Raw genomic sequence first — 21,081 nt, forward strand, 5'->3', positions numbered from 1 at the left:
TCGCCGAGGTCCGCTACCTCCTGTCGATGCTCCCGCAGAACAACCGCGAGAACCCGCCCGCCGTCGTACCGGACGACTCCCCGGACCGTGCCACCCCCGCCCTCCTCGACCTGGTGCCCGCAGACGCCGTCCGCTCGTACGACGTCCGGGCCGTGATCGAGGAACTCGTCGACGACGAGGAGCACATGGAGGTGCACAGCGGCTGGGCCGCCAACCTGGTGTGCACCCTCGCCCGGCTGGACGGCCGGGTCGTCGGCATCGTCGCCAACCAGCCCTCCGTGATGGCGGGCGTCCTGGACATCGACGCCTCCGAGAAGGGGGCCCGCTTCGTGCAGATGTGCGACGCCTTCAGCATCCCGATCGTCACGCTCGTCGACGTACCGGGATTCCTCCCCGGCGTCGGCCAGGAGCACCACGGCGTCATCAGAAGGGGCGCCAAGCTGCTCTACGCCTACTGCAACGCGACCGTGCCCCGGATCTCCGTGATCCTGCGCAAGGCCTACGGCGGCGCCTACATCGTCATGGACTCCCAGTCCATCGGCGCCGACCTCACCTACGCCTGGCCCACCAACGAGATCGCGGTCATGGGCGCCGAGGGCGCCGCCAACGTCATCTTCCGCCGGCAGATCGCGGAGGCCCCGGACCCCGAGGCGGAACGCCTGCAGAAGATCAAGGAGTACAGGACCGAACTGATGCATCCCTACTACGCCGTCGAGCGCGGCCTCGTCGACGATGTCATCGACCCCTCCGACACACGCCGGGTGCTCGTCCGCGGACTGGAGATGCTCCGCGCCAAGCACGCCGAACTCCCCTCGCGCAAACACGGAAACCCGCCGCAGTGACGACGGAGCAGCCGGGCGCCGACCCCAAGGAGCCGACCATGACCCAGCCCACCCCACGGGAGACCGCCCACGAGATCACCGTCCGCGCGACGGCCGAGCGGCTCTACGAACTGATCGCCGACGTCGGCGGCTGGCCCTCGATCTTCCCGCCCTCGGTCCACGCCGACCACCTGGAGCGCGGCGACAAGGAGGAGCGCATCCGGCTCTGGGCCACCGTCGACGGGCAGGTCAAGCACTGGACGTCCCGGCGCACCCTGGACCGCGCAGGACTCCGCGTCGACTTCCGGCAGGAGGTGCCGAGTCCGCCGATGGCCGCGATGGGCGGTGCCTGGATCATCGAACCCACGGGACCGGGGGAGTGCCGCGTACGGCTGCTGCACGACTTCCGGGCCGTCGGCGACGACCCCGGGACCCTCGACTGGATCGACCGCGCCGTGGACGCCAACAGCCGGTCGGAGCTCGCCGCCCTCAAGCGCCACGCCGAACGCGGCGCCGACGGCCCGGGCGAGGGCGACACCTTCCTCACCTTCGAGGACACCGTCCGCCTCGAAGGCCACGTCAAGGACGTCTACGACTTCATCGACCAGGCCCAGCACTGGGCCGACCGCCTGCCCCACGTCACGGCCGTGAACCTGCGGGACGCCGGCCCGGGCGTCCAGATCCTGGCCATGGACACGCTCACCAAGGACGGCAGCCCGCACACCACCGAGTCGGTGCGCGTCTGCGTCCCGTACGAGCGGATCGTCTACAAGCAGACCACCCTGCCCCCGCTGATGGCCCTGCACACCGGCGAGTGGAGCTTCGCGGAGGACGGCGCCGGCGCCACCGTCGTCACCTCGCGCCACACCGCCGTGGTCGAGCCCGCCGCCGTCACCCGGGTCCTCGGCGAGACCGCCGACCTGCCGGCGGCGCGTCGCTACCTCCGCGAGGCGCTGGGTGCGAACAGCCTGGCCACGCTGAGGCACGCCGGAGAGTACGCCGCGGCCCGCCGCTGACCGTCCCGTCCGAATCCGCACGCGCAGAAGGAACACCATGACCACCTACGTCTGGGACTACCTCCCGGAGTACGAGAACGAACGCGACGACCTCATCGACGCGGTGGACACCGTCTTCCGCTCCGGCCGCCTCATCCTCGGCCCGTCGGTCGAGGGCTTCGAGAGCGAGTTCGCCGCCTACCACGGCCTCGCGCACTGCGCCGGCGTGGACAACGGCACCAACGCCGTGAAGCTCGGCCTCCAGGCCCTCGGCGTCGGCCCCGGCGACGAGGTCATCACCGTCTCCAACACCGCCGCGCCCACCGTCGTCGCCATCGACGGCACCGGAGCCACCCCCGTGTTCGTGGACATCCGCGAACAGGACTTCCTGATGGACACCGACCAGGTGGCGGCGGCCATCACCCCCCGGACCAAGGTCCTGCTGCCCGTCCACCTCTACGGCCAGTGCGTGGACATGGCCCCGCTGGAGCGCCTCGCCGCACAGCACGGCCTGAAGATCCTCGAGGACTGCGCCCAGTCGCACGGCGCCCACCACCACGGCCGGACGGCGGGCACCATCGGCGACGCCGCGGCCTTCTCCTTCTACCCGACCAAGGTCCTCGGCGCGTACGGCGACGCCGGCGCGGTCGTCACCGACGACCCGGAGGTCGACGCCGCCCTGCGGCGCCTGCGCTACTACGGCATGGCGGAGACCTACTACGTCGTCCAGACCCCCGGACACAACTCCCGCCTCGACGAGGTGCAGGCCGAGATCCTCCGGCGCAAGCTCCGCCGCCTCGACACCTACATCGAGGGCCGCCGGGCGGTCGCCCGCCGCTACGAGGAGGGGCTCGGGGACCTCGTCGCGCCGGACGGGCTCCGGCTGCCCGTCACCGCCGAGGGCAACGACCACGTCCACTACGTCTACGTCGTCCGCCACCCCCGGCGCGACGAGATCATCGAGCGGCTCAAGGGCTACGGCATCTCGCTGAACATCAGCTACCCCTGGCCGGTGCACACGATGAGCGGCTTCGCACACCTCGGATACGCCCCGGGCTCGCTGCCCGTGACCGAGCGGCTGGCCGGCGAGATCTTCTCCCTGCCGATGTACCCCTCGCTCTCCGAGGACGTCCAGGACAAGGTGATCTCCGCCCTGCGGGAGGTCCTCACCGAGGGGACCCGGTCATGAAGGCCCTCGTGCTGTCCGGCGGAGCGGGCACCCGCCTGCGCCCCTTCAGCTACTCGATGCCCAAGCAGCTCATCCCCATCGCCAACAAGCCCGTCCTCGAACACGTCCTGGAGAACATCCGCGCGGTGGGCATCACCGAGGTCGGCGTCATCGTCGGCGACTGGGCCGACGAGATCGCCCAGGTGATCGGCGACGGCTCCCGGCTGGGGCTGCGCATCACCCTGATCCCCCAGGAGAAGCCGCTCGGCCTCGCGCACTGCGTCGCCCTCGCCCGGCCCTTCCTCGGCGACGACGACTTCGTGATGTACCTCGGCGACAACATGCTCCCGGGCGGGATCGACACGATCGCCGCCGACTTCACCGCCCGACGGCCCGACGCCCTGGTCGTCGTCCACAAGGTGCGCGACCCCCGGGCCTTCGGCGTGGCCGAACTCGCCCCCGACGGCAGCGTGCTGCGGCTCGTGGAGAAGCCCGAGCGGCCCAGGAGCGACCTGGCCCTCATCGGCGTGTACTTCTTCACCGCCGCCATCCACGAGGCCGTCGCCGCCATCGAGCCCGGCGCCCGCGGCGAACTGGAGATCACCGACGCCGTCCAGTGGCTCGTCGCCCACGGCTCGCACGTCGCGGCCAGCGAGTACGACGGGTACTGGAAGGACACCGGCCGGGTCGAGGAGGTCCTCGCCTGCAACCGGGAGCTGCTCGGCGACCAGACGGCCCGGGTGGACGGCGAGGTCGACGCGGCCAGCCGGGTGACCGGCCGCGTCGTGCTGGAGGCGGGAGCCCGCCTCGTGCGTTCCACGGTCACCGGACCGGCCGTCATCGGCGCCGGCACGGTGATCGAGGACAGCACGGTCGGACCCCACACCTCCATCGGCCGGGGCTGTCTCCTGCGCGACACGACCCTGACCGACTCCATCGTCATGGACGGGGCCTCCATCACCGCCGTGACCGGCCTGCGGGGCTCGCTGATCGGCCGCAACGCCGTCGTCGGCGCCGGCGCCGAGGGCGACGGGCACCGTCTCGTGATCGGCGACCACACCCGTATCGAGGTGGCGGCATGAGGGTGCTCGTCACGGGCGGCGCCGGCTTCATCGGCTCGCACTACGTCCGCACCATGCTCGCGGGCGGCTACCCCGGCTACGAGGACGCGCGGATCACCGTCGTCGACAAGCTCAGCTACGCGGGCAACCGGGACAACCTCCCGGCCGACCACCCCCGGCTGGACTTCGTCCAGGGCGACGTCTGCGACCTCCCCCTGCTCCTCGACGTGTTCCCGGGCCACGACGGTCTCGTCCACTTCGCCGCCGAGTCGCACGTCGACCGCTCCGTGGAGTCCGCCGCCGAGTTCGTCCGCACGAACGTCGGCGGCACCCAGACGGTCCTCGACGCCTGCGTCGAGACCGGCATCGAGCGGGTCGTCCACGTCTCGACCGACGAGGTGTACGGATCGATCGAGACGGGCTCCTGGACGGAGAGCCGGCCGCTCCTTCCCAACTCCCCCTACGCGGCCTCGAAGGCGGGAGCCGACCTGGTGGCCCGCTCCTACTGGCGCACCCACCGGCTCGACCTCTCCATCACCCGCTGCTCGAACAACTACGGTTCCCACCAGCACCCCGAGAAGCTCGTCCCGCTGTTCGTCACCAACCTCCTCGAAGGCCTGCCCCTGCCGCTCTACGGAGACGGCCGCAACGTCCGCGAGTGGCTGCACGTCGACGACCACTGCCGGGCGGTCCAGCTCGTCCTCGCCCACGGCGGAGCCGGCGAGATCTACAACGTCGGCGGCGGCAACGAGATCACCAACCTCGACCTCACCCGCCGGCTCGTCGAGCTCTGCGGCGCCGACGAGTCCGCGATCCAGCCGGTCGCCGACCGCAAGGGCCACGACCTCCGCTACGCCCTGGACGACGGCAAGATCCGGGAACAGCTCGGCTACGAGCCCCTCGTCCCCTTCGACCGGGGCCTCGCGGACACCGTCGCCTGGTACCGGGAGAACCCCCAGTGGTGGAAGCCGGTGAAACACCGGGAGCGGACCGCCCCCGGCCCGGAGACGGGCAGGTGACCGGCACCCCGGACACCGCCACCCGGGCGGCGCTGCCCGGGCCGGACCCCGCGACGGCGGCACTGCGCCGCCGCGCGGAGACCGGCCTGGCCGAGCGGCTCGCCCGCTCGGCCGCCGCGACGGAGGGAGCCGGACCCCGCACGGACGAGGTCGCCGACTGGCTGGCGGACCGCGTGCGGGCCCACCGGTTCCGGGTCGACCGCATCCCCTTCGCCGCCCTCGACGGCTGGTCGTTCGCACCGGGCTCCGGGAACCTCGTCCACCGCAGCGGCCGGTTCTTCTCGGTCGAGGGCGTCGGCGTCACCGTCGACCACGGGCCCTTCCCGCAATGGCAGCAGCCCATCATCCACCAGCCCGAGGTCGGCATCCTCGGCATCCTGGCCAAGGAGATCGACGGAGTCCTGCACTTCCTGATGCAGGCGAAGATGGAGCCGGGCAACCGGAACCTGCTCCAGCTCTCCCCGACGGTCCAGGCCACCCGCAGCAACTACACCAAGGTGCACAAGGGCGCGGACGTGCGCTACCTGGAGTACTTCCTCGGGCACGGTCGCGGGCGGGTGCTCGCCGACGTCCTCCAGTCCGAGCACGGCTCCTGGTTCCTGCGCAAGGCCAACCGGAACGTCCTCGTGGAGACCGACGAGGACGTGCCGGCGCACGAGGACTTCCGCTGGCTGACCCTCGGTCAGATCGGACGGCTCCTCCGGCTCGACAACCTCGTCAACATGGACGCGCGCACCGTCCTCGCCGGGCTGCCGACCTCCTCCGCCGACGACCGCCTCGCCCGGGCGCTGCACACCGACCGCGAACTGCTCTCCTGGATCACCGCCCAACGCGCCCGCCACGAGGTCCGCGTGGAGCGGCTCCCGCTCGCCGAGGTGCGCGGCTGGCACCATACCGCCACCGCCGTCGAGCGCGCGGACGGCCGCTACTTCCGCGTGGTGGCCGTGGCCGTCGAGGCCGGCAGCCGCGAGACCGCCGACTGGACGCAGCCGCTCATCGAACCGACCGGGCGGGGCGTGACCGCCTTCCTCACCCGCCGCTTCGGCGGCGTCCCCCACCTCCTGGTGCACGCGCGCGTGGAGGCCGGCCTGCTCGACGTCCTGGAGCTGGCCCCCACTGTGCAGTACGTCCCGGAGAACTACGCCCACCTCGACCCCGACGACCGGCCGCCGTTCCTGGCGGAGGTCCTCGCGGCCGACCCCCGGCGCATCCGCTACGAGGCGGTCCACTCCGAGGAGGGCGGCCGGTTCCTCGACGCCGAGAGCCGCTATCTCGTCGTCGAGGCCGACCCCGGGACCCCGCCCGACCCGCCGGAGGGCTACCTGTGGGTCACCCCCGGCCAGCTGGGAGCCCTCGCCCAGCACGCGCGCTATGTGAACGTCCAGGCCCGCACGCTGCTCGCCTGCATCAACGCAGGTGCCGTCGGGCCGCTCTGACCTCACGTCAGACCCTGCTCACGCATCCACCGCATCCCCTGAGGACTTCCATGTACGGAAACGACTCCGCCGAGCTCTACGACCTCCTGCACAGCGCCCGGGGCAAGGACTTCGACGGCGAGGCCGCCGCGGTCGCCGCGCTCGTCGACGACCGCATGCCCGGCGCCGCCTCCCTCCTCGACATCGCCTGCGGCACCGGCGCCCACCTCGCCCGCTTCGCCGAGCGGTACGAGCGCGTCGAGGGCGTGGAACTCTCCGAGCCCATGCTGGCCCTCGCCCGGACCCGGCTGCCCGGCGTCCCGTTCACCCTCGGCGACATGCGCGACTTCGACCTGGGCCGCCGCTTCGACGCCGCGGTCTGCCTGTTCGGCTCCATCGGCTACGTCGACTCGGCCGACGAACTCGACGCCACCCTGCGCTCCTTCGCCCGCCACCTCAACCCCGGCGGCGTCCTGGTCGTGGAACCGTGGTGGGCCCCGGACACCTTCACCCCCGGGCACGTCTCCGCCGACGTGGTCGAGGCCGACGGAACGCACGTGGCCCGCGTCTCGCACGCCTCGCTCGCCACGCCCGCCGGCGACGCCTCCCTCATGCGCGTCCACTACGTGGTGGCCCACGCCGACCACGGCGTAAGGCACTTCAGCGAGGACCACGTGTGCCGGCTCTTCGGCGCCGACCGGTACGAGGCCGCCTTCACCGCCGCGGGCTTCGCCTTCGAGCGGGTCGCGAGCCCGGTGTCCGCCCGCGGGTTCCTCGTCGGGGTCCGCAAGTGACGGCCGGACCGCCCACCGTCCCGCGGACCGCACCCGCCCGGCGCGTCATGGTGCTCGGCGGCACGGGCTTCGTGGGGCGGACCGTCTGCGCGGACTTCCGCGCCGCCGGCTGGGACGTCCTGGCCGTGGCACGGACCGCGCCGGAGAGGCCCGCCGCGACCCGGTTCCTCGCCCTCGACCTGGCGGAGACACCGTCGGCCACGCTCGCCCGCGTCCTGGAGGCCGAACGCCCCGACGTGGTCGTCAACGCCACCGGGAGCATCTGGAGCCGGGACGACGCCGCCATGGAACGCATCTGCACCGTCCCCACCCTGCGGCTCCTCGACGCCCTCGCCACGCTGCGGCACCGGCCCCGTCTCGTCCACCTCGGCACCGTGCTCGAGTACGGTCCGCTGCCGCCCGACGGCACCCCCCGCCCCGACCCGGCACCCGAGCCGACCACCCCGTACGGAAGGGCGAAGCTCGCCGCGTCCCGCGCCGTCCTGGAGGCGGCCGCGAGCGGCGCCGTGCGGGCCCTCGTCCTGCGCGTCTCGAACGTGTCGGGCGTCGGCGCCCCCGACGTCAGCCTGCTCGGCAGGGTCGCCGAGCGCCTGGTGACGGGCTCCGCCGGCGGCGGGACGGTCACCGTCGAACTCGCCCCGCTGCGGGCCCACCGCGACTACGTCGACGTACGGGACGTGTCGGAGGCCGTGCTCGCGGCGGCGCTCTCGCCCGCCAGCGGCCGGGCCGTCGACATCGGACGCGGCGAGGCCGTGCCCGTGCGGTGGCTCGTGGACCTCCTGGTGCGGGTGAGCGGGGTGCCCGCCCGGATCGTCGAACGGCCGGCGGAGCCCGGCGCCGCCTCGGAGCGGGACTGGATCCGGACGGATCTCGCCCCGGCCCGTGAGGTCCTCGGCTGGCGGCCGAGGCGCGGTCTGCAGGAGTCGCTCGCCGCCTACTGGGCGGACGTCAGCGGCCGGCCCGCCGCCGTCTGAACGACGGCCGGGCCCTCACCCCCGAACAGACTGGAGTGGATGTGCGTATCGCGGTGACAGGCTCCATCGCCACCGACCATTTGCTGACGTTTCCCGGCCGGTTCGGGGAGCAGCTCATCGAGGGCGAACTGGACAAGGTCTCGCTCTCGTTCCTCGCCGACGAGCTCGACGTGCGCCGGGGCGGTGTGGCGGCGAACATCGCCTTCGGCCTCGGCGCCCTCGGACTGAGGCCCCTCCTCGTCGGGTCCGTCGGCAGGGACTTCGCCGAGTACGGGCGGCTGCTCGCGGCACACGGGGTCGACACCGGCTCCGTCCACGTCAGCGAGACCCGGCACACGGCCCGGTTCATCTGCACCACCGACGCGGACCAGAACCAGATCGGCACCTTCTACGCGGGCGCCATGAGCGAGGCACGGCACATCGCCCTCGCACCGGTGCGCGACCGCGCCGGGGGCCTCGACCTGGTGCTCGTCTCGCCGAACGACCCGGAGGCGATGCTGCGGCACACCAGGGAGGCCGCCGCGCTCGGCGTCGCGTTCAGCGCCGACCCCTCCCAGCAGCTGGCGCGGCTCGGCAGGGACGAGGTCCGGCTGCTCCTGCGCGGGCCCCGCCACCTCTTCACCAACGCGTACGAGGCCCAGCTCGTCCAGGAACGGACGGGGTGGACCGAGCGGCAGGTCCTGGAGCGGGTCGGCACCTGGGTGATCACCCGGGGCGCGGACGGTGTCCGGATCCTGGCGTCCGGCCGGCCCGCCGTCGACGTGGCGGCCGTCCCCGCGGACGGGCCCGTGGAGCCCACCGGAGCCGGCGACGCCTTCCGGGCCGGATTCCTCGCGGCCACGGCCCGCGCGGACGATCCGGTGCGGGCCGCCCGCCTCGGCGCCGCCCTCGCCACCACGGCCCTGGAGTCCGTGGGGCCGCAGGCGTACACGCTCGACGGCGCGCCGCTCCTCGCCCGCATCGCGGACGCGTACGGGCCCGAGGCCGCCGCCGACCTGGAGCCGGAGGTCAAGGCCGTACGCCCGGCCGAAACGGCGGTCGGCGCCGAGCCCTCCTGACCCCCCACCGCCGGTGACCCGCCGCCCCGCAGCGGGGCGGCGGGTCACCGACGGCCGGTCAGGTCGCCGTACGGAACCCCCGGCGGTGCCACAGCAGCGGCCGGGAACCTCCGTCGAGGAGCACCTCGGTCGGGCGCCCGACGAGCAGCTCGTGGTCACCGACCCGCAACCGGTCCTCGACCGCGCAGCGGAACGCCGCGTGCGCGTCGGGGACGAAGGGCAGCCGGGTCCCGGGCCAGGCGCCGAGCCCCTGACCGGCGAACCGGTCGATGCCCCGGGTCGCGAACCTGCGGGCCAGCTCCTCGTGCTGCTCCCCGAGCACGTTGACGACGAACTCGGACGCGGCGTCGAGCGCCGCGGCGCAACTGGAGGTGCGGGCCATGCCGACCATGACGAGCGGCGGAGAGAGCGAGGCGGAGGTGACCGAACTCGCCGTGAACCCCCACGGACGCCCCTCCTCGTCCGCCGTCGTCACGAGGGTGAGCGGCGAGGCGAGCAGGGACAGCGCGTCCTTGAACGTGTCCGCGTCGCGTACGGACCTGATGTCCGCGCGCACGGTCACGACGTGCCTCCGCTCCGGGGCACCCGCCGACCGCACGGCGCCCTCACGACGCGCTCCCGGGCTCGGCTTCTCCGCGCTCCGCCTCGACCGCCGCCAGCGCGTCGAGCACCGCGCGGTGCCGCAGGTCGCGCTCCCGGCACAGGTGCGCGTACGTGGTCCCGCCGAAGAGACGTTCGGCCTCCGAGCCGAGGGCGTCGATCGTCTCCTCGGTCATCCGGGGCGAACCGAGCTCGGCCCAGCTCTTCTCGAGGCCGACGCCGAGATGGCCCAGCCACTTCCGCAGACCGCCCTCCCCGCCCCCGAGATGGAAGGAGTGGAACGGGCCGATCGTGGACCACCGCAGGCCGATCGACCGCGTCACGACGGTGTCCAGCTCCTCCATCGTCACCACGCCCTCACGGACGAGGTGGATGCTCTCCTGGAGCAGCGCGGACTGCAGCCGGTTCGCGACGAACCGGGCGATCGGCCGGCGCAGCACGACGGGCGTCCGGTCCACCGAGCGGTAGAAGCCGACCGCCCGCGCGATCGCGTCCGGGTCCGTCCGCTCGCCTCCGACGACCTCCACCAGAGGAACGATGTGGGGGGAGTTGAAGGGGTGCCCGACGACCAGACGGCCGGAGTCCTTCATCCGCTCGCCCATGGCGTCGGGCAGCAGGGTCGAGGTCGACGACAGCAGCAGCGCCCGCCCCGGAGCGGCCTCGCCGATCAGGCGGTACAGCTCCTGCTTGAGCGGCAGGTCCTCCGGGGCGTTCTCCTGGACGACGTCGACGCCCTCCACGGCGCGGGCCACGTCGGGCTCGAAGGTGATCCGTTCCAGGAGCTCCTCGGGGTCGAGTCCGGCGCCGCCGGGCAGCGTGGGCACGAAGGTCCGCAGGCCCTCCAGGACGACGCTCCGCGCTTCGGGACGGCGGCTGTTCACCCGCACGTCCAGTCCGTGTCCGAGGAACAGGGTGATCCACCCGAGGCCGATCGTCCCCGCGCCGATCACCGCCACGGTGGGCCGGCCGGTTCCGCTCATCGTTTTCGTTCTCCCGTCCTGGTGTCCCTGCGTGCGCTCTCGCACCGGGACATGCTGGCGCGCCGTGCTCGACGGATTCTCGACACGTGCTCGACGGGGAACCCCGACGGAGAACCACCCCAGATCAGTGACAGCCATCCCTTGTCCGGAACCGACCGGAAACGAGACGTCCGAGGTCAGTCAGTGAAATTCCATCTCCTCGGCCCCTTCGAGATCACCACGGAGGACGGCCGGTCGTGCATCCCGCCCACCCCGAAGGCCAGTCAGGTCCTCGCCCTGCTGCTCTCCCGGCCCCGGGAGATCGTGCCGGTCGACGCGTTCATCCAGGAACTCTGGGCCGAGAACCCCCCGCGCAGCGCCCTGACCACCCTGCAGACGTACATCTACCACCTGCGCAAGATCCTGGTCGGCGAGGGCCTCGCCGGAGCCGGGGAACGGATCCTCGTCACCCGCAGCCCCGGCTACCTCATCGACCCCACCGGACACGGCGTGGACACCCGGGAGTTCGAGGAGCTCGTGAAGTGCGGACGGCGGGCCGCCGACCGGGGCCACCTCGAACTGGCCGCCCGCACCCTGGGCGACGCCCTCGACATCTGGACCGGCCCGGCCCTGGCCAACATCTCCACCGGCCGCGTCCTCACCGGCTACACCATGTACCTGGAGGAGCTGCGGGTGCGCGCCGTCGAGCAGCGCATCGAGGCGCTCAAGCAGCTCGGGAACGAGCGCGACCTCATCCCCGAACTGCGCGCGCTCATCCAGCAGTACCCGCTCAACGAGTGGTTCCACGCCCAGCTCATCGAGTCGCTCAACAACTGCGGCCGGCGGGCCGAGGCCCTCAAGGTCTACCGCGACCTGTGGCGCTCGCTCTCCGACGAACTGGGCATCGAGCCGTCGCCCGACGTGCAACGGCTCCATCACGAGGTACTGAACCCGGTCGCGCGGACCGTCCGCGCGGCCTGACGAAGGGAGAACCATGTCCACCCACCGAGTCCAGGGAGACCTGTACAGCCGGGTGCAGCAGTTCCACGCGGCGCAGATGCAGGCGCTCGACAGCGGCCGGTTCGACGAGTACGCCGACACCTTCACCGAGGACGGCGAGTTCCGGCACTCGCCCGGCAGGCCGGCCGCCCACACCCGGGCCGGCATCGCCAAGGAGCTCGCGGCGTTCCACCAGGAGCGCTTCGCCGGCGAACCCGTCCAGCGCCGCCACTGGTTCAACATGCTGAACGTCCAGGAGCAGGCCGACGGCACCATCCACGCCACCTTCTACGTCCTGGCGCTGCTGACCCGTGAGGGCGAGCGCGTCCCCGAGATCGCCCCCAGCTGCCTGGTCCGGGACGTCCTCGTCGAGGAGGACGGCCGCCTCCTCACCCGCTCCCGCCGGGTGGAGCACGACCACCTGCCGGAATCGTGACCGGCCCCGCCCCCGTCCCCCCGCTCCCTTCCGTGGAGGAATGCCATGCGCGCTGTCCGAATCCATGAGTACGGCGGCCCGGAGGTGCTGCGCACCGAAGAGGTGCCGATACCGGAGCCAGGGCCCGACCAGGTGCTGATCGAGGCCGAGGCGATCTCCGTGGGCTTCGCCCAGACCCAGATGCGGCGGAACGTCTTCCCCGCCCCCATGTGGCGCCCCGAGTTCCCCATCACGCTCGGCGGGGACGTCGTCGGCGAGGTCGTCGCCGTGGGCCCCGGCGTCACCGGCATCGCGCCCGGCGACCGGGTCGGCGCCTTCACCCTGCACGGCGCCTACGCCGAGTACGTCGTCGTCGACGCGGACACCGTCCTCCCGGTCCCCGCCGCCCTCGACGCGGCCCAGGCGACGGCGCTCCCCGCCCCCGGACCCATCGCCATGGGCACGATGGGCACGGCCTCCCTCGCCCCCGGGGAGAGCGTCCTCGTGCACGCCGCCTCGGGCGGCATCGGACACCTCGCCGTCCAGCTCGCCCGGCTCGCCGGGGCGGGGACGGTGATCGCCACCGCCGGCACGCCCGAGAAGTGCGCCTACGCCCGCTCCCTCGGCGCGGACGTCGCCGTCGACTACAGCCGCGCGGACTGGCCGGACGCCGTGCGCGAGGCCACCGGCGGCCGGGGCGTCGACGTGATCCTCGACAGCGTCGGCGGTGACGTGCTCCGGCAGGGCGTGGGCCTCCTCGCCCCGTTCGGCCGGCTCGTCTTCTACGGTTCGGCCGGCGGCGGCCTCGGCATCCCCGCCGTCTCGCCGATGGAGCTCATCGGGATGCGGTTCCTCACCGGATTCGCCCTCTCGGCCTGGCGGAACGCACGGCCCGAGCGGTACCGCGCCGACCACGACGCGCTCACCGCCCACCTGCTCGCCGGCACCGTCCGCCAGACCGTGCACGCGACCCTGCCCCTGGAGGACGTCGGCAAGGCGCACGAGATCGTCGAGAGCCGGGCCCAGCTGGGGCGCATCGTGCTCCTCACCGGCCGCGGCACCCGGACCGCGGGGGGTGGGGCATGAGGATCCTCTTCGTCGCCGGCCCCAGCCCGGCGACCGTCTTCGGGCTCGCGTCCCTGGCCGTCGCCGCACGTCAGGCGGGACACCGGGTGATCGTGGCCGGGACGGAGGAGCTCGTCCCGCACATCACCGGCGTCGGCCTGCCCGGCGCGGCGGTCACGCCACGCACCTGGGAGAGCCTGATCGTCACCGACCGGTCCGGCGGCGCGGTGCCCCGGATGCCCCGGGGCGTCGAGCCGGAACGCCGCCACCACGGCGGCTGGTTCGGCAGGCTGGCCGCCGAGAGCCTGCACGGTCTGCGCGAACTCGCCGCCCACTGGCGCCCCGGACTGGTCGTCGGCGGCAGCATGTCGTACGCGGCCCCGCTGCTCGCGGCCGAGCTGGGCGTCCCGTACGTCCGCCAGGCCTGGGACCTGTACGACACCCGGGGGGTCGACCCGTACGCGGCGGAGGAGCTCCGCCCGGAGCTGGCCGCGCTGGGGCTCGACCGGCTCCCCGAGCCGGACCTCCGGGTCGACGTCTGCCCGCCGAGCCTGCGGCCCCCGGACGCCGACCCGGCGCAGCCGATGCGCTGGATCCCGTACAACCGGCAGCAGGAGCTCGAACCGTGGATGTACGGCCGGGGCGACCGGCCCCGGGTGTGCGTGACCTCGGGCAGCCGCGAGACGGAGGCCAACCGGGACTTCCTGGGCCGGCTGGTCGCGGACCTCGCCGCCTTCGACGCGGAGATCCTCGTCGCCGCCCCGGAGGAGGCCGCGGCCCGGCTGCGGGAGACCGCCGGGCGGGTACGGATCGGGTGGATGCCGCTCGACGTCGTCGCCCCGACCTGCGACCTCCTCGTCCACCACGGCGGGGGAGTCACCGGGATGACCGCGCTCGCCGCCGGGACGCCCCAACTGCTGCTGTCCCGCTGGGACATCTTCGCCTCGACCATGCGCCGCACGGCCGAGCGGGGCGCGGCGCGGGTCCTCTTCCCCGAGGACACCTCGCCCGAGGCCGTGCTGCGGGCGTGCCGGGAGCTCCTGGAGGAGCCCGGCCCCCGGAAGAGGTCCGCAGAGATCGCCGCCGAGATCGCCGCCCTGCCCGGGCCGGCGGAGGTGGTCACGGCCCTGGAGCGGCTGGCCGCCTGACCCGGGCGGGGAACGCCGCCGGGGGCGGTCACGGGATCCTCCGTGACCGCCCCCGGGGCGTGACCTGCCTGTGGGCTCGCGTCAGGCGACGTTCGTCGTGCTGAACACGACCGGCGTCGCCGGGTTGGCGTAGCACTGGAACGGGTCCCACTGGTTGTTCACCGGGTGCAGACGGTTCCAGCCGAAGGAGCGGTTCTCGAAGCTCGAACCGCCGGGGGCGGTCGTGACCGTGCCCGCGGTGGAGGGCGCGCGCAGCGCGACCACGAGGGTGGGCAGATCGAACTCGACGCCGCCGGGCAGGGTGTCGGGCGAGGTGACGACGAACTCGGCGCCGCGGCGTTCGACGTGGAACCTGGCCGTGCCGAGGTTGCTGCCGCCGACCAGCTTGTAGCCGAGGACGCGGGCCTCGGGCGACACCTTGTAGGCGACCTCGATGTCGGTGAGCTCCTTGTTGTAGTCGCCCACCGCCAGGATCGGCGCGGGGTCGAACGACACGTTGAACGCGACGCCCTTGCCGACCTGCGCCGGAGCCGTGGTGGTGAAGCCCCGGGAGTACCCGTTGATCGGGAACCACGCGCCGTCGTAGCGGCTCTGGCACACGTAGCCGACGGTCGACGAGGTGCTGGTCCCCGGGCCGGTGGCGTTCGCCGGAGACGCGACGCTCAGCATTGCGGTGGCCGCCGAGATGCTCAGGGCGGCGGCGATCCCCGCCGCGCTCTTCTTCTTCATGGTGCGTGTGGCCTCTCTCGCTGCGGTACGTGGCCCCTGCCTCACGACCGAGAGCAGGGAGGCCGGTGGTGCCGGCGAGACGAAAGCATCGTCACCCCGCTCGAACGTCCGTCGACGTCCCTTCGAGCCGAACTCGAAGTTCCGTTTCCGTACCGCCCCGACGGCCCGCTTCGAGTGCGCTTCGAACGCCCTTCGAGACCCGGGGGCGACCGTCGGCCGAGTCCGGGTCACCGCACGTCCCGGCCCCCGACACCCCCGTACAGCAGACTTCTTGGAGGCCCCCATGACTCAGGCGAACGGCCGTGTGGCCGTGGTCACCGGCGCGACCAGCGGCATCGGATGGGAGATCGCCGTCCGCCTGGCCGAGACCGGCCACCGGGTCTACCTCTGCGCGCGGTCGGCGGACCGGCTGGCCGAGGCCGTCAAGCAGCTCCAGGACCGCGGCTTCGACGCCGACGGCAGCACCTGCGACGTCGCCGACCCCGCCCAGGTCACGGCCTTCGTCACGGCCGCCGTCGCCCGCTACGGCCCCATCGACGTCCTGGTCAACAACGCCGGCCGCAGCGGCGGCGGCATCACCGCCGACGTCACCGACGAGCTCTGGCTCGACGTCGTCAACACCAACCTCAACAGCGTCTTCCGGATGACGAAGGCGGTCCTCACCGTCGGCGGCATGCAGGGGAAGAAGCGCGGCCGCATCGTCAACATCGCCTCCACCGGCGGCAAGCAGGGCGTCCTGCACGGCGCCCCCTACTCGGCCTCCAAGCACGGCGTCGTCGGCCTGACGAAGGCCTGGGGCCTGGAGCTCGCCAAGACCGGCATCACCGTCAACGCCGTCTGCCCCGGCTTCGTCGAGACCCCCATGGCGGAGAAGGTCCGCACCCACTACGCCGGGATCTGGGGGACCACGGAGGAGGAGGCCTTCGAGCGCGTCACCGCCCGGGTGCCGATCGGCCGGTACGTCGAGCCCTCCGAGGTCGCCGCCATGGTCGATTACCTCGTCGGCGACGGAGCCGCCGCGGTCACCGCCCAGGCCCTCAACGTCTGCGGCGGCCTCGGCAACTACTGACCGGACCCCGCAACCAGCACCTCAGGGAGCCCCATGCCTGCCACCCAGCCGACATCACTGTCCCCGGACACCGTGCGCGAGGCCGCCGAGACGGCCGCCAAGCACGCGGCGGCCTCCGAGGCCGAGCGGAGACTGCCGCCCGAGGTCGTCGACCCGATCCTGGCCGCCGGCTTCGCCCGGCACTTCGTCCCGGCCCGCTGGGGCGGCTCGGCGGGCACGTTCGGCGCCCTCCTGCCCGCCGTCACCACGATCGGCGAGAGCTGCACCTCGGCCGCCTGGTTCGCCTCGCTCGCCGCGAGCGTCGGCCGCCTCGCCGCCCACCTCCCCACGGAGGGCCAGGCGGAACTCTGGGCGGACGGCCCCGACACCCCGCTCGTCGCGGCCCTCGCGGCCGCCGGCACCGCCGAACGCGTCCCCGGCGGCTGGCGCGTCAGCGGCCAGTGGCCGTACGTCAGCGGCGTCGACTCCTCCGCCTGGGCCCTGGTCTGCGCCAGGGCGCTCGACGGCGACCACCAGGAGCCGCGCTTCTTCGCGGTGCCCCGCGCCGCGTACGGACTCGGGGACTCCTGGTTCAACGTCGGCCTGCGCGCCACCGGCAGCAACACCCTCGTCCTCGACGGCGTCACCGTGCCCGACACGCGCTCCGTCGCCCTCGCCGAGCTGCTCGCCGGCCGGGCACCCGAAGCCGAGGCCCGCTGCCACCGCGTCCCGTTGAAGGCCGCCAACGGCCTGACCCTCACGGCCCCCCTGCTCGGGGCGGCCCGCGGCGCGCTGCGCCACTGGTCCGGCCTGGTGCGCGGCAAGCTCCAGGCACCGGCCGCCGCCGTCACCGGCGCCGCGGACCGGACTCCCCACGAGCTCACGCTGGCCCGCACCGACGGCGAGGTCGACGCGGCCGCCCTGCTGCTCGGCCGCGTGGCGGAGGTCCTCGACCACGACGCCGTGGACCCGCTCCTGACTGCCCGCAACGGACGCGACTGCGCGCTGGCGGCCGAGCTGCTCGCCGGAGCCGTCGACCGGCTGCTGCGCTCCTCGGGCAGCAGGGGCCAGGCCGACACCGAACCCCTCCAGCGGTTCTGGCGCGACGTCAACGCCGGGGCCGGCCACAGCGGCCTGCAGTTCCCGCCCGTGGCGAGCGCGCTGGTCCGCGCCTCGCGGGCCCTCGACACCCCGTGACCGGCACGCGAGCCGCGTGACCGGCCGGAACACCCGTACAGCAGAAACAAGAAGGGAAGACGCACCCGATGTCGTGCAACCAGCGAACGACGGCAGGCCCCGAGGGCCACGCCCGGTCCCGCTACCCGGCGGGGGGCTCCCGATGACCCGCCGTGTCGTCGTCACGGGCCTCGGGGTGCGTGCCCCGGGAGGCTCGGGGGCGCGGCAGTTCTGGGACCTGCTCAGCTCCGGCCGCACCGCCACCCGCAGCATCACCTCCTTCGACGCCTCCGCCTGCCGCTCCCAGGTGGCCGGCGAGATCGACTTCGACCCCGTCGCCGAAGGCCTCTCCCCCCGCGAGATCCGCCGCATGGACCGGGCGGCACAATTCGCCGTCGTCTGCTCGCGCGAGGCCGTGGCCGACAGCGGCCTCTCCTTCGAGGGCGTCCGCCCCGAGCGGATCGGTGTCAGCGTGGGCAGCGCGGTGGCGGCGGCCATGTCCCTGGAGAAGGAGTACCGGGTCCTCTCCGACCAGGGCCGCGAATGGGAGGTCGACCCCACCTACCTGACCCCCCACATGTTCGACCACATGGTGCCCAGCGTCCTCGGCGCCGAGGTCGCCTGGACCGTCGGCGCCGAGGGCCCGGTCACCGTGGTCTCCGACGGCTGCACCTCCGGCCTCGACTCCGTGGGCTACGCCTGCCGGCTGATCCAGGAGGGCTCGGTCGACGTCATGCTGGCCGGCGCCACCGACACCCCCCTCACCCCGATCGTCGCCGCGTGCTTCGACGCCATCAAGGCCACCACCCCGCGCAACGACGACGCCGAACACGCCTCGCGGCCCTTCGACCTGTCCCGCAACGGCTTCGTCCTCGCCGAGGGCGCGGCGATGTTCGTCCTGGAGGAGTACGAGAGCGCGGTACGCCGCGGAGCCCGGATCTACGCCGAGGTGACCGGCTACGCGACCCGTCTCAACGCCCACCACATGACCGGGCTCAAGACCGACGGCCGGGAGATGGCAGAGGCCATCCGCGTCGCCCTCGACGAGTCCAGGATCGACCCGACGGCCATCGACTACGTCAACGCCCACGGCTCGGGCACCAAGCAGAACGACCGCCACGAGACGGCCGCCTTCAAGCGGAGCCTCGGCGACCACGCCTACGCCGTGCCCGTCAGCTCCATCAAGTCGATGGTCGGCCACTCGCTCGGCGCCATCGGCTCCATCGAGATCGCGGCGAGCCTCCTGGCCCTGACGCACCAGGTCGTCCCGCCCACGGCCAACCTCCACACCGCCGACCCGGAGTGCGACCTCGACTACGTCCCGCTGACCGCCCGCGAGGCACGGCTGCGCAGCGTCCTCACGGTGGGCAGCGGCTTCGGCGGATTCCAGTCCGCGATGGTGCTCCGACGGCCCGAGGAGGCGGCGGCATGAGCGACCGAGCCCTGATCACCGGCATCGGCGTGGTGGCCCCCAACGGCCTCGGCGTCAAGGAGTACTGGAACGCCACCCTCGAAGGGCGGGGCGGCATCGCCCCGCTGACCCGCTTCGACGCGTCCCGCTACCCGTCCCGGCTGGCCGGCCAGATCCTCGGCTTCGACCCGGCGGAGCACCTTCCCAACCGGCTCCTCCCGCAGACCGACGTGTCCACCCGGCTGGCCCTGGTCGCCGCCGAGCAGGCCCTCGCCGACGGCGGCGTCGACCCGGCGGAGCTCGTCGACTTCGACCTCGGCGTCATCACCTCCAACGCCTCGGGCGGATTCGCCTTCACCCACCGGGAGTTCGCCAACCTCTGGTCCAAGGGCCCGGAGTACGTGAGCGTCTACGAGTCGTTCGCCTGGTTCTACGCGGTCAACACCGGCCAGGTCTCCATCCGGCACAAGCTGCGCGGCCCGGGCGCCGCTCTGGTCGCCGAACAGGCCGGCGGCCTGGACGCGCTGGGCCACGCCCGCCGCTCCCTCAGGCTCGGGACCCCGCTCGTCGTCACCGGCGGCGTCGACTCCGCCCTGGACCCCTGGGGCTGGGCCAGTCACCTGTCCAGCGGGCTGATCAGCGACAGCGACGACCCGGACCGGGCCTATCTGCCCTTCGACGCCAGGGCGCGCGGCCATGTGCCCGGCGAGGGCGGCGCGTTCCTCGTCATGGAGGACGAACAGGGCGCCCTTCGCCGGGGAGCCGGCCAGGTCTACGGCGAACTCGCGGGCTACGCGGCCACCTTCGACCCGCACCCGGACTCCGGCCGGCCCCCGGCCCTGCGCCGGGCCGCGGAGCTGGCGATCGCCGACGCGGGCCTCGAACCCTCGGACATCGGCGTCGTCTTCGCCGACGCCGCCGGTTCGGCCGACCTGGACCGGACCGAGGCCGAGGCGATCGCCGCGGTCTTCGGTCCCCGCGGCGTGCCGGTCGCGGCGCCGAAGGCACTGACGGGCCGTCTCCTCGCGGGCGGCGGGCCGCTGGACGTGGTCGCGGCGCTGTTCGCCCTGCGGGACGGGCTCCTCCCGGCCGTCCCGTACGAGGGCGAGACGCCGGACGCGTACGGCATCGACCTGGTCCGCGGGACACCCCGGCCGACCTCCGCGCGGGCCGCCCTGGTCCTCGCCCGCGGCCGCTGGGGCTTCAACTCCGCCGTCGTGGTCAAGGCGGCGGACCGTGGCTGACGACACCTCGCGGCTCGTCGAGGTCGCCGACGGGGTCCACGCGTACGTGCAGCCCGACGGAGGCTGGTGCCTGAACAACGCGGGCGTGATCCTCGCCGGCGACGAGGCGATCGTCGTCGACACGGCCGCTACCGAACGCCGTGCGCTGCGGCTGAAGGAGAGCGTCGACTCCCTCGCGGCAGGTCCGCGGCGCACGGTGGTCAACACCCACTTCCACGGCGACCACACCTTCGGCAACAAGGTCTTCGGGCCGGACGCCACCGTCGTCAGCCACGCCCTCACCCGGACCGACATGGCCGAGACCGGGCTGGCGCTGACCGGCCTCTGGCCGGACGTCGAGTGGGGGGACGTGGAGGTCGTCCTGCCCGACCTCACGTACTCCGGAAGCCTGACCCTGCACGCCGACGGCCGGCGCGTGGACCTGCTGCACCTCGGCCCCGCGCACACGCGCAGCGACACCGTGGTCTGGCTGCCGGAGGAACGGGTCCTGTTCACCGGGGACATCGTGATGCCCGGCTGCACGCCGTTCGTCCTCATGGGGACGGTACGGGGCTCCCTGGAGGTCCTGCAGCGGCTGCGCGCGCTGGAGCCGGTCACGGTCGTGGGCGGCCACGGACCGCTCGCCGGCCCCGAGGCCTTCGACGCCACCGAGGAGTACCTGCGGTGGCTGGAGAAGGTCGCGGCCGAGGGCGCCGCGCGCGGGCTCACCCCGCTGGAGGCGGCCAGGACGTGCGACCTGGGCCCCTTCGCCGGACTGCTCGACTCCGAGCGGCTCGTCGGCAACCTGCACCGCGCCTGGCACGAACGGGACGATCCCCGGTTGGCGAGCCCCCTGGACGTCGTCGGGGTGTTCGGCGAGATGGTGACGTACCACGGCCGTCTTCCCGACTGCCACGCCTGACGGTACGCCCCCGACGCCCGCCCCGGGCCCCCGGGGCGGGCGTCGGAGGTCGTCCGCGGGGTACGGGGCCGGTGGGCGGCC

General features: G+C 73.4%; 21 protein-coding genes. 18 read left to right on the forward strand and 3 right to left on the reverse strand.

The genetic code is table 11. The features are described 5' to 3' along the window. The 9 genes from IE237_RS38325 to IE237_RS38365 all read left to right on the forward strand — a co-directional run. The coding region (locus IE237_RS38325; RefSeq protein WP_308433158.1) for an acyl-CoA carboxylase subunit beta at window positions 1-842 on the forward strand (842 nt) is incomplete at its 5' end. Between the two features lie 38 nt (window positions 843-880). Next, on the forward strand, window positions 881-1,837 hold the full coding sequence (locus IE237_RS38330; protein ID WP_189806830.1) for an aromatase/cyclase: 957 nt from the start codon (window positions 881-883) through the stop codon (window positions 1,835-1,837). Window positions 1,838-1,874: 37 nt separating this feature from the next. Beyond that, on the forward strand, window positions 1,875-3,005 hold the full coding sequence (locus IE237_RS38335) for a DegT/DnrJ/EryC1/StrS family aminotransferase (protein ID WP_189806831.1): 1,131 nt from the start codon (window positions 1,875-1,877) through the stop codon (window positions 3,003-3,005). After that, the gene (locus tag IE237_RS38340; RefSeq protein WP_189806832.1) at window positions 3,002-4,066 is read left to right on the forward strand and encodes a glucose-1-phosphate thymidylyltransferase; all 1,065 of its coding nucleotides are present in this window, start codon (window positions 3,002-3,004) and stop codon (window positions 4,064-4,066) included. The genes IE237_RS38335 and IE237_RS38340 overlap by 4 nt, the downstream gene beginning before the upstream one ends. Continuing rightward, complete coding sequence (gene rfbB, locus IE237_RS38345; RefSeq protein ID WP_189806833.1) at window positions 4,063-5,064, forward strand: dTDP-glucose 4,6-dehydratase; 1,002 nt, start codon at window positions 4,063-4,065, stop codon at window positions 5,062-5,064. Before IE237_RS38340 ends, rfbB begins: the two co-directional genes overlap by 4 nt. Further along, the gene (locus tag IE237_RS38350; protein ID WP_189806834.1) at window positions 5,061-6,500 is read left to right on the forward strand and encodes an NDP-hexose 2,3-dehydratase family protein; all 1,440 of its coding nucleotides are present in this window, start codon (window positions 5,061-5,063) and stop codon (window positions 6,498-6,500) included. The genes rfbB and IE237_RS38350 overlap by 4 nt, the downstream gene beginning before the upstream one ends. A gap of 50 nt (window positions 6,501-6,550) precedes the next feature. After that, window positions 6,551-7,273 carry a class I SAM-dependent methyltransferase gene (locus tag IE237_RS38355; RefSeq protein ID WP_189806835.1) on the forward strand — a complete coding sequence of 241 codons (723 nt, stop codon included), beginning with the start codon at window positions 6,551-6,553 and terminating at the stop codon, window positions 7,271-7,273. Further along, on the forward strand, window positions 7,270-8,247 hold the full coding sequence (locus IE237_RS38360) for an NAD-dependent epimerase/dehydratase family protein (RefSeq protein WP_229844020.1): 978 nt from the start codon (window positions 7,270-7,272) through the stop codon (window positions 8,245-8,247). Before IE237_RS38355 ends, IE237_RS38360 begins: the two co-directional genes overlap by 4 nt. 41 nt (window positions 8,248-8,288) lie before the next feature. Continuing rightward, window positions 8,289-9,305, forward strand: coding sequence for a carbohydrate kinase family protein (locus IE237_RS38365; RefSeq protein WP_189806836.1), 1,017 nt, complete (start codon window positions 8,289-8,291; stop codon window positions 9,303-9,305). 58 nt (window positions 9,306-9,363) lie between these two features. On the opposite strand, the gene IE237_RS38370 is transcribed toward IE237_RS38365, so the two are convergent. Continuing rightward, window positions 9,364-9,867 carry a flavin reductase family protein gene (locus IE237_RS38370; protein WP_189806837.1) on the reverse strand — a complete coding sequence of 168 codons (504 nt, stop codon included), beginning with the start codon at window positions 9,865-9,867 and terminating at the stop codon, window positions 9,364-9,366. Between the two features lie 43 nt (window positions 9,868-9,910). Beyond that, window positions 9,911-10,885, reverse strand: a complete 975-nt coding sequence (locus tag IE237_RS38375) for a 3-hydroxyacyl-CoA dehydrogenase NAD-binding domain-containing protein (protein WP_189806838.1) — start codon at window positions 10,883-10,885, stop codon at window positions 9,911-9,913. Window positions 10,886-11,068: 183 nt separating this feature from the next. On the opposite strand from IE237_RS38375, the gene IE237_RS38380 reads away from it, so the two are divergent. The 4 genes from IE237_RS38380 to IE237_RS38395 are packed head-to-tail and all read left to right on the forward strand — an operon-like array spanning window position 11,069 to window position 14,491. Further along, a complete protein-coding gene (locus tag IE237_RS38380; protein ID WP_189806839.1) occupies window positions 11,069-11,845 on the forward strand; it encodes an AfsR/SARP family transcriptional regulator in 777 nt (258 codons plus the stop codon). 13 nt (window positions 11,846-11,858) lie between these two features. Further along, window positions 11,859-12,299 carry a nuclear transport factor 2 family protein gene (locus IE237_RS38385; RefSeq protein WP_189806840.1) on the forward strand — a complete coding sequence of 147 codons (441 nt, stop codon included), beginning with the start codon at window positions 11,859-11,861 and terminating at the stop codon, window positions 12,297-12,299. Window positions 12,300-12,344: 45 nt separating this feature from the next. Further along, window positions 12,345-13,364: a quinone oxidoreductase family protein gene (locus tag IE237_RS38390; RefSeq protein ID WP_189806841.1), complete on the forward strand. Its 1,020-nt coding sequence runs from the start codon at window positions 12,345-12,347 to the stop codon at window positions 13,362-13,364. Further along, window positions 13,361-14,491, forward strand: a complete 1,131-nt coding sequence (locus tag IE237_RS38395; protein ID WP_189806842.1) for a nucleotide disphospho-sugar-binding domain-containing protein — start codon at window positions 13,361-13,363, stop codon at window positions 14,489-14,491. Before IE237_RS38390 ends, IE237_RS38395 begins: the two co-directional genes overlap by 4 nt. Before the next feature lie 81 nt (window positions 14,492-14,572). On the opposite strand, the gene IE237_RS38400 is transcribed toward IE237_RS38395, so the two are convergent. After that, a complete protein-coding gene (locus IE237_RS38400; protein ID WP_189806843.1) occupies window positions 14,573-15,220 on the reverse strand; it encodes a hypothetical protein in 648 nt (215 codons plus the stop codon). 283 nt (window positions 15,221-15,503) lie between these two features. Here IE237_RS38400 and IE237_RS38405 point away from each other — a divergent pair, with 283 nt between their 5' ends. The 5 genes from IE237_RS38405 (at window position 15,504) to IE237_RS38425 (ending at window position 21,000) form a co-directional block, all read left to right on the forward strand. After that, window positions 15,504-16,289 (forward strand): SDR family NAD(P)-dependent oxidoreductase, encoded by a 786-nt coding sequence (locus IE237_RS38405; protein WP_189806844.1) that lies wholly within the window; start codon window positions 15,504-15,506, stop codon window positions 16,287-16,289. Window positions 16,290-16,322: 33 nt separating this feature from the next. Next, window positions 16,323-17,465, forward strand: a complete 1,143-nt coding sequence (locus IE237_RS38410) for an acyl-CoA dehydrogenase family protein (protein ID WP_189806845.1) — start codon at window positions 16,323-16,325, stop codon at window positions 17,463-17,465. A 142-nt stretch (window positions 17,466-17,607) separates the two neighbouring features. Then, entirely contained in the window at window positions 17,608-18,876 is a 1,269-nt protein-coding gene (locus tag IE237_RS38415; RefSeq protein ID WP_189806846.1) for a beta-ketoacyl-[acyl-carrier-protein] synthase family protein, read from the forward strand. Beyond that, complete coding sequence (locus tag IE237_RS38420; RefSeq protein ID WP_189806847.1) at window positions 18,873-20,099, forward strand: ketosynthase chain-length factor; 1,227 nt, start codon at window positions 18,873-18,875, stop codon at window positions 20,097-20,099. Before IE237_RS38415 ends, IE237_RS38420 begins: the two co-directional genes overlap by 4 nt. Beyond that, window positions 20,092-21,000: an MBL fold metallo-hydrolase gene (locus IE237_RS38425; RefSeq protein WP_189806848.1), complete on the forward strand. Its 909-nt coding sequence runs from the start codon at window positions 20,092-20,094 to the stop codon at window positions 20,998-21,000. Before IE237_RS38420 ends, IE237_RS38425 begins: the two co-directional genes overlap by 8 nt. Window positions 21,001-21,081 lie beyond the last annotated feature (81 nt).

The sequence above is a fragment of the Streptomyces tanashiensis genome (genome assembly GCF_014648895.1).
Lineage (GTDB): Bacteria > Actinomycetota > Actinomycetes > Streptomycetales > Streptomycetaceae > Streptomyces > Streptomyces tanashiensis.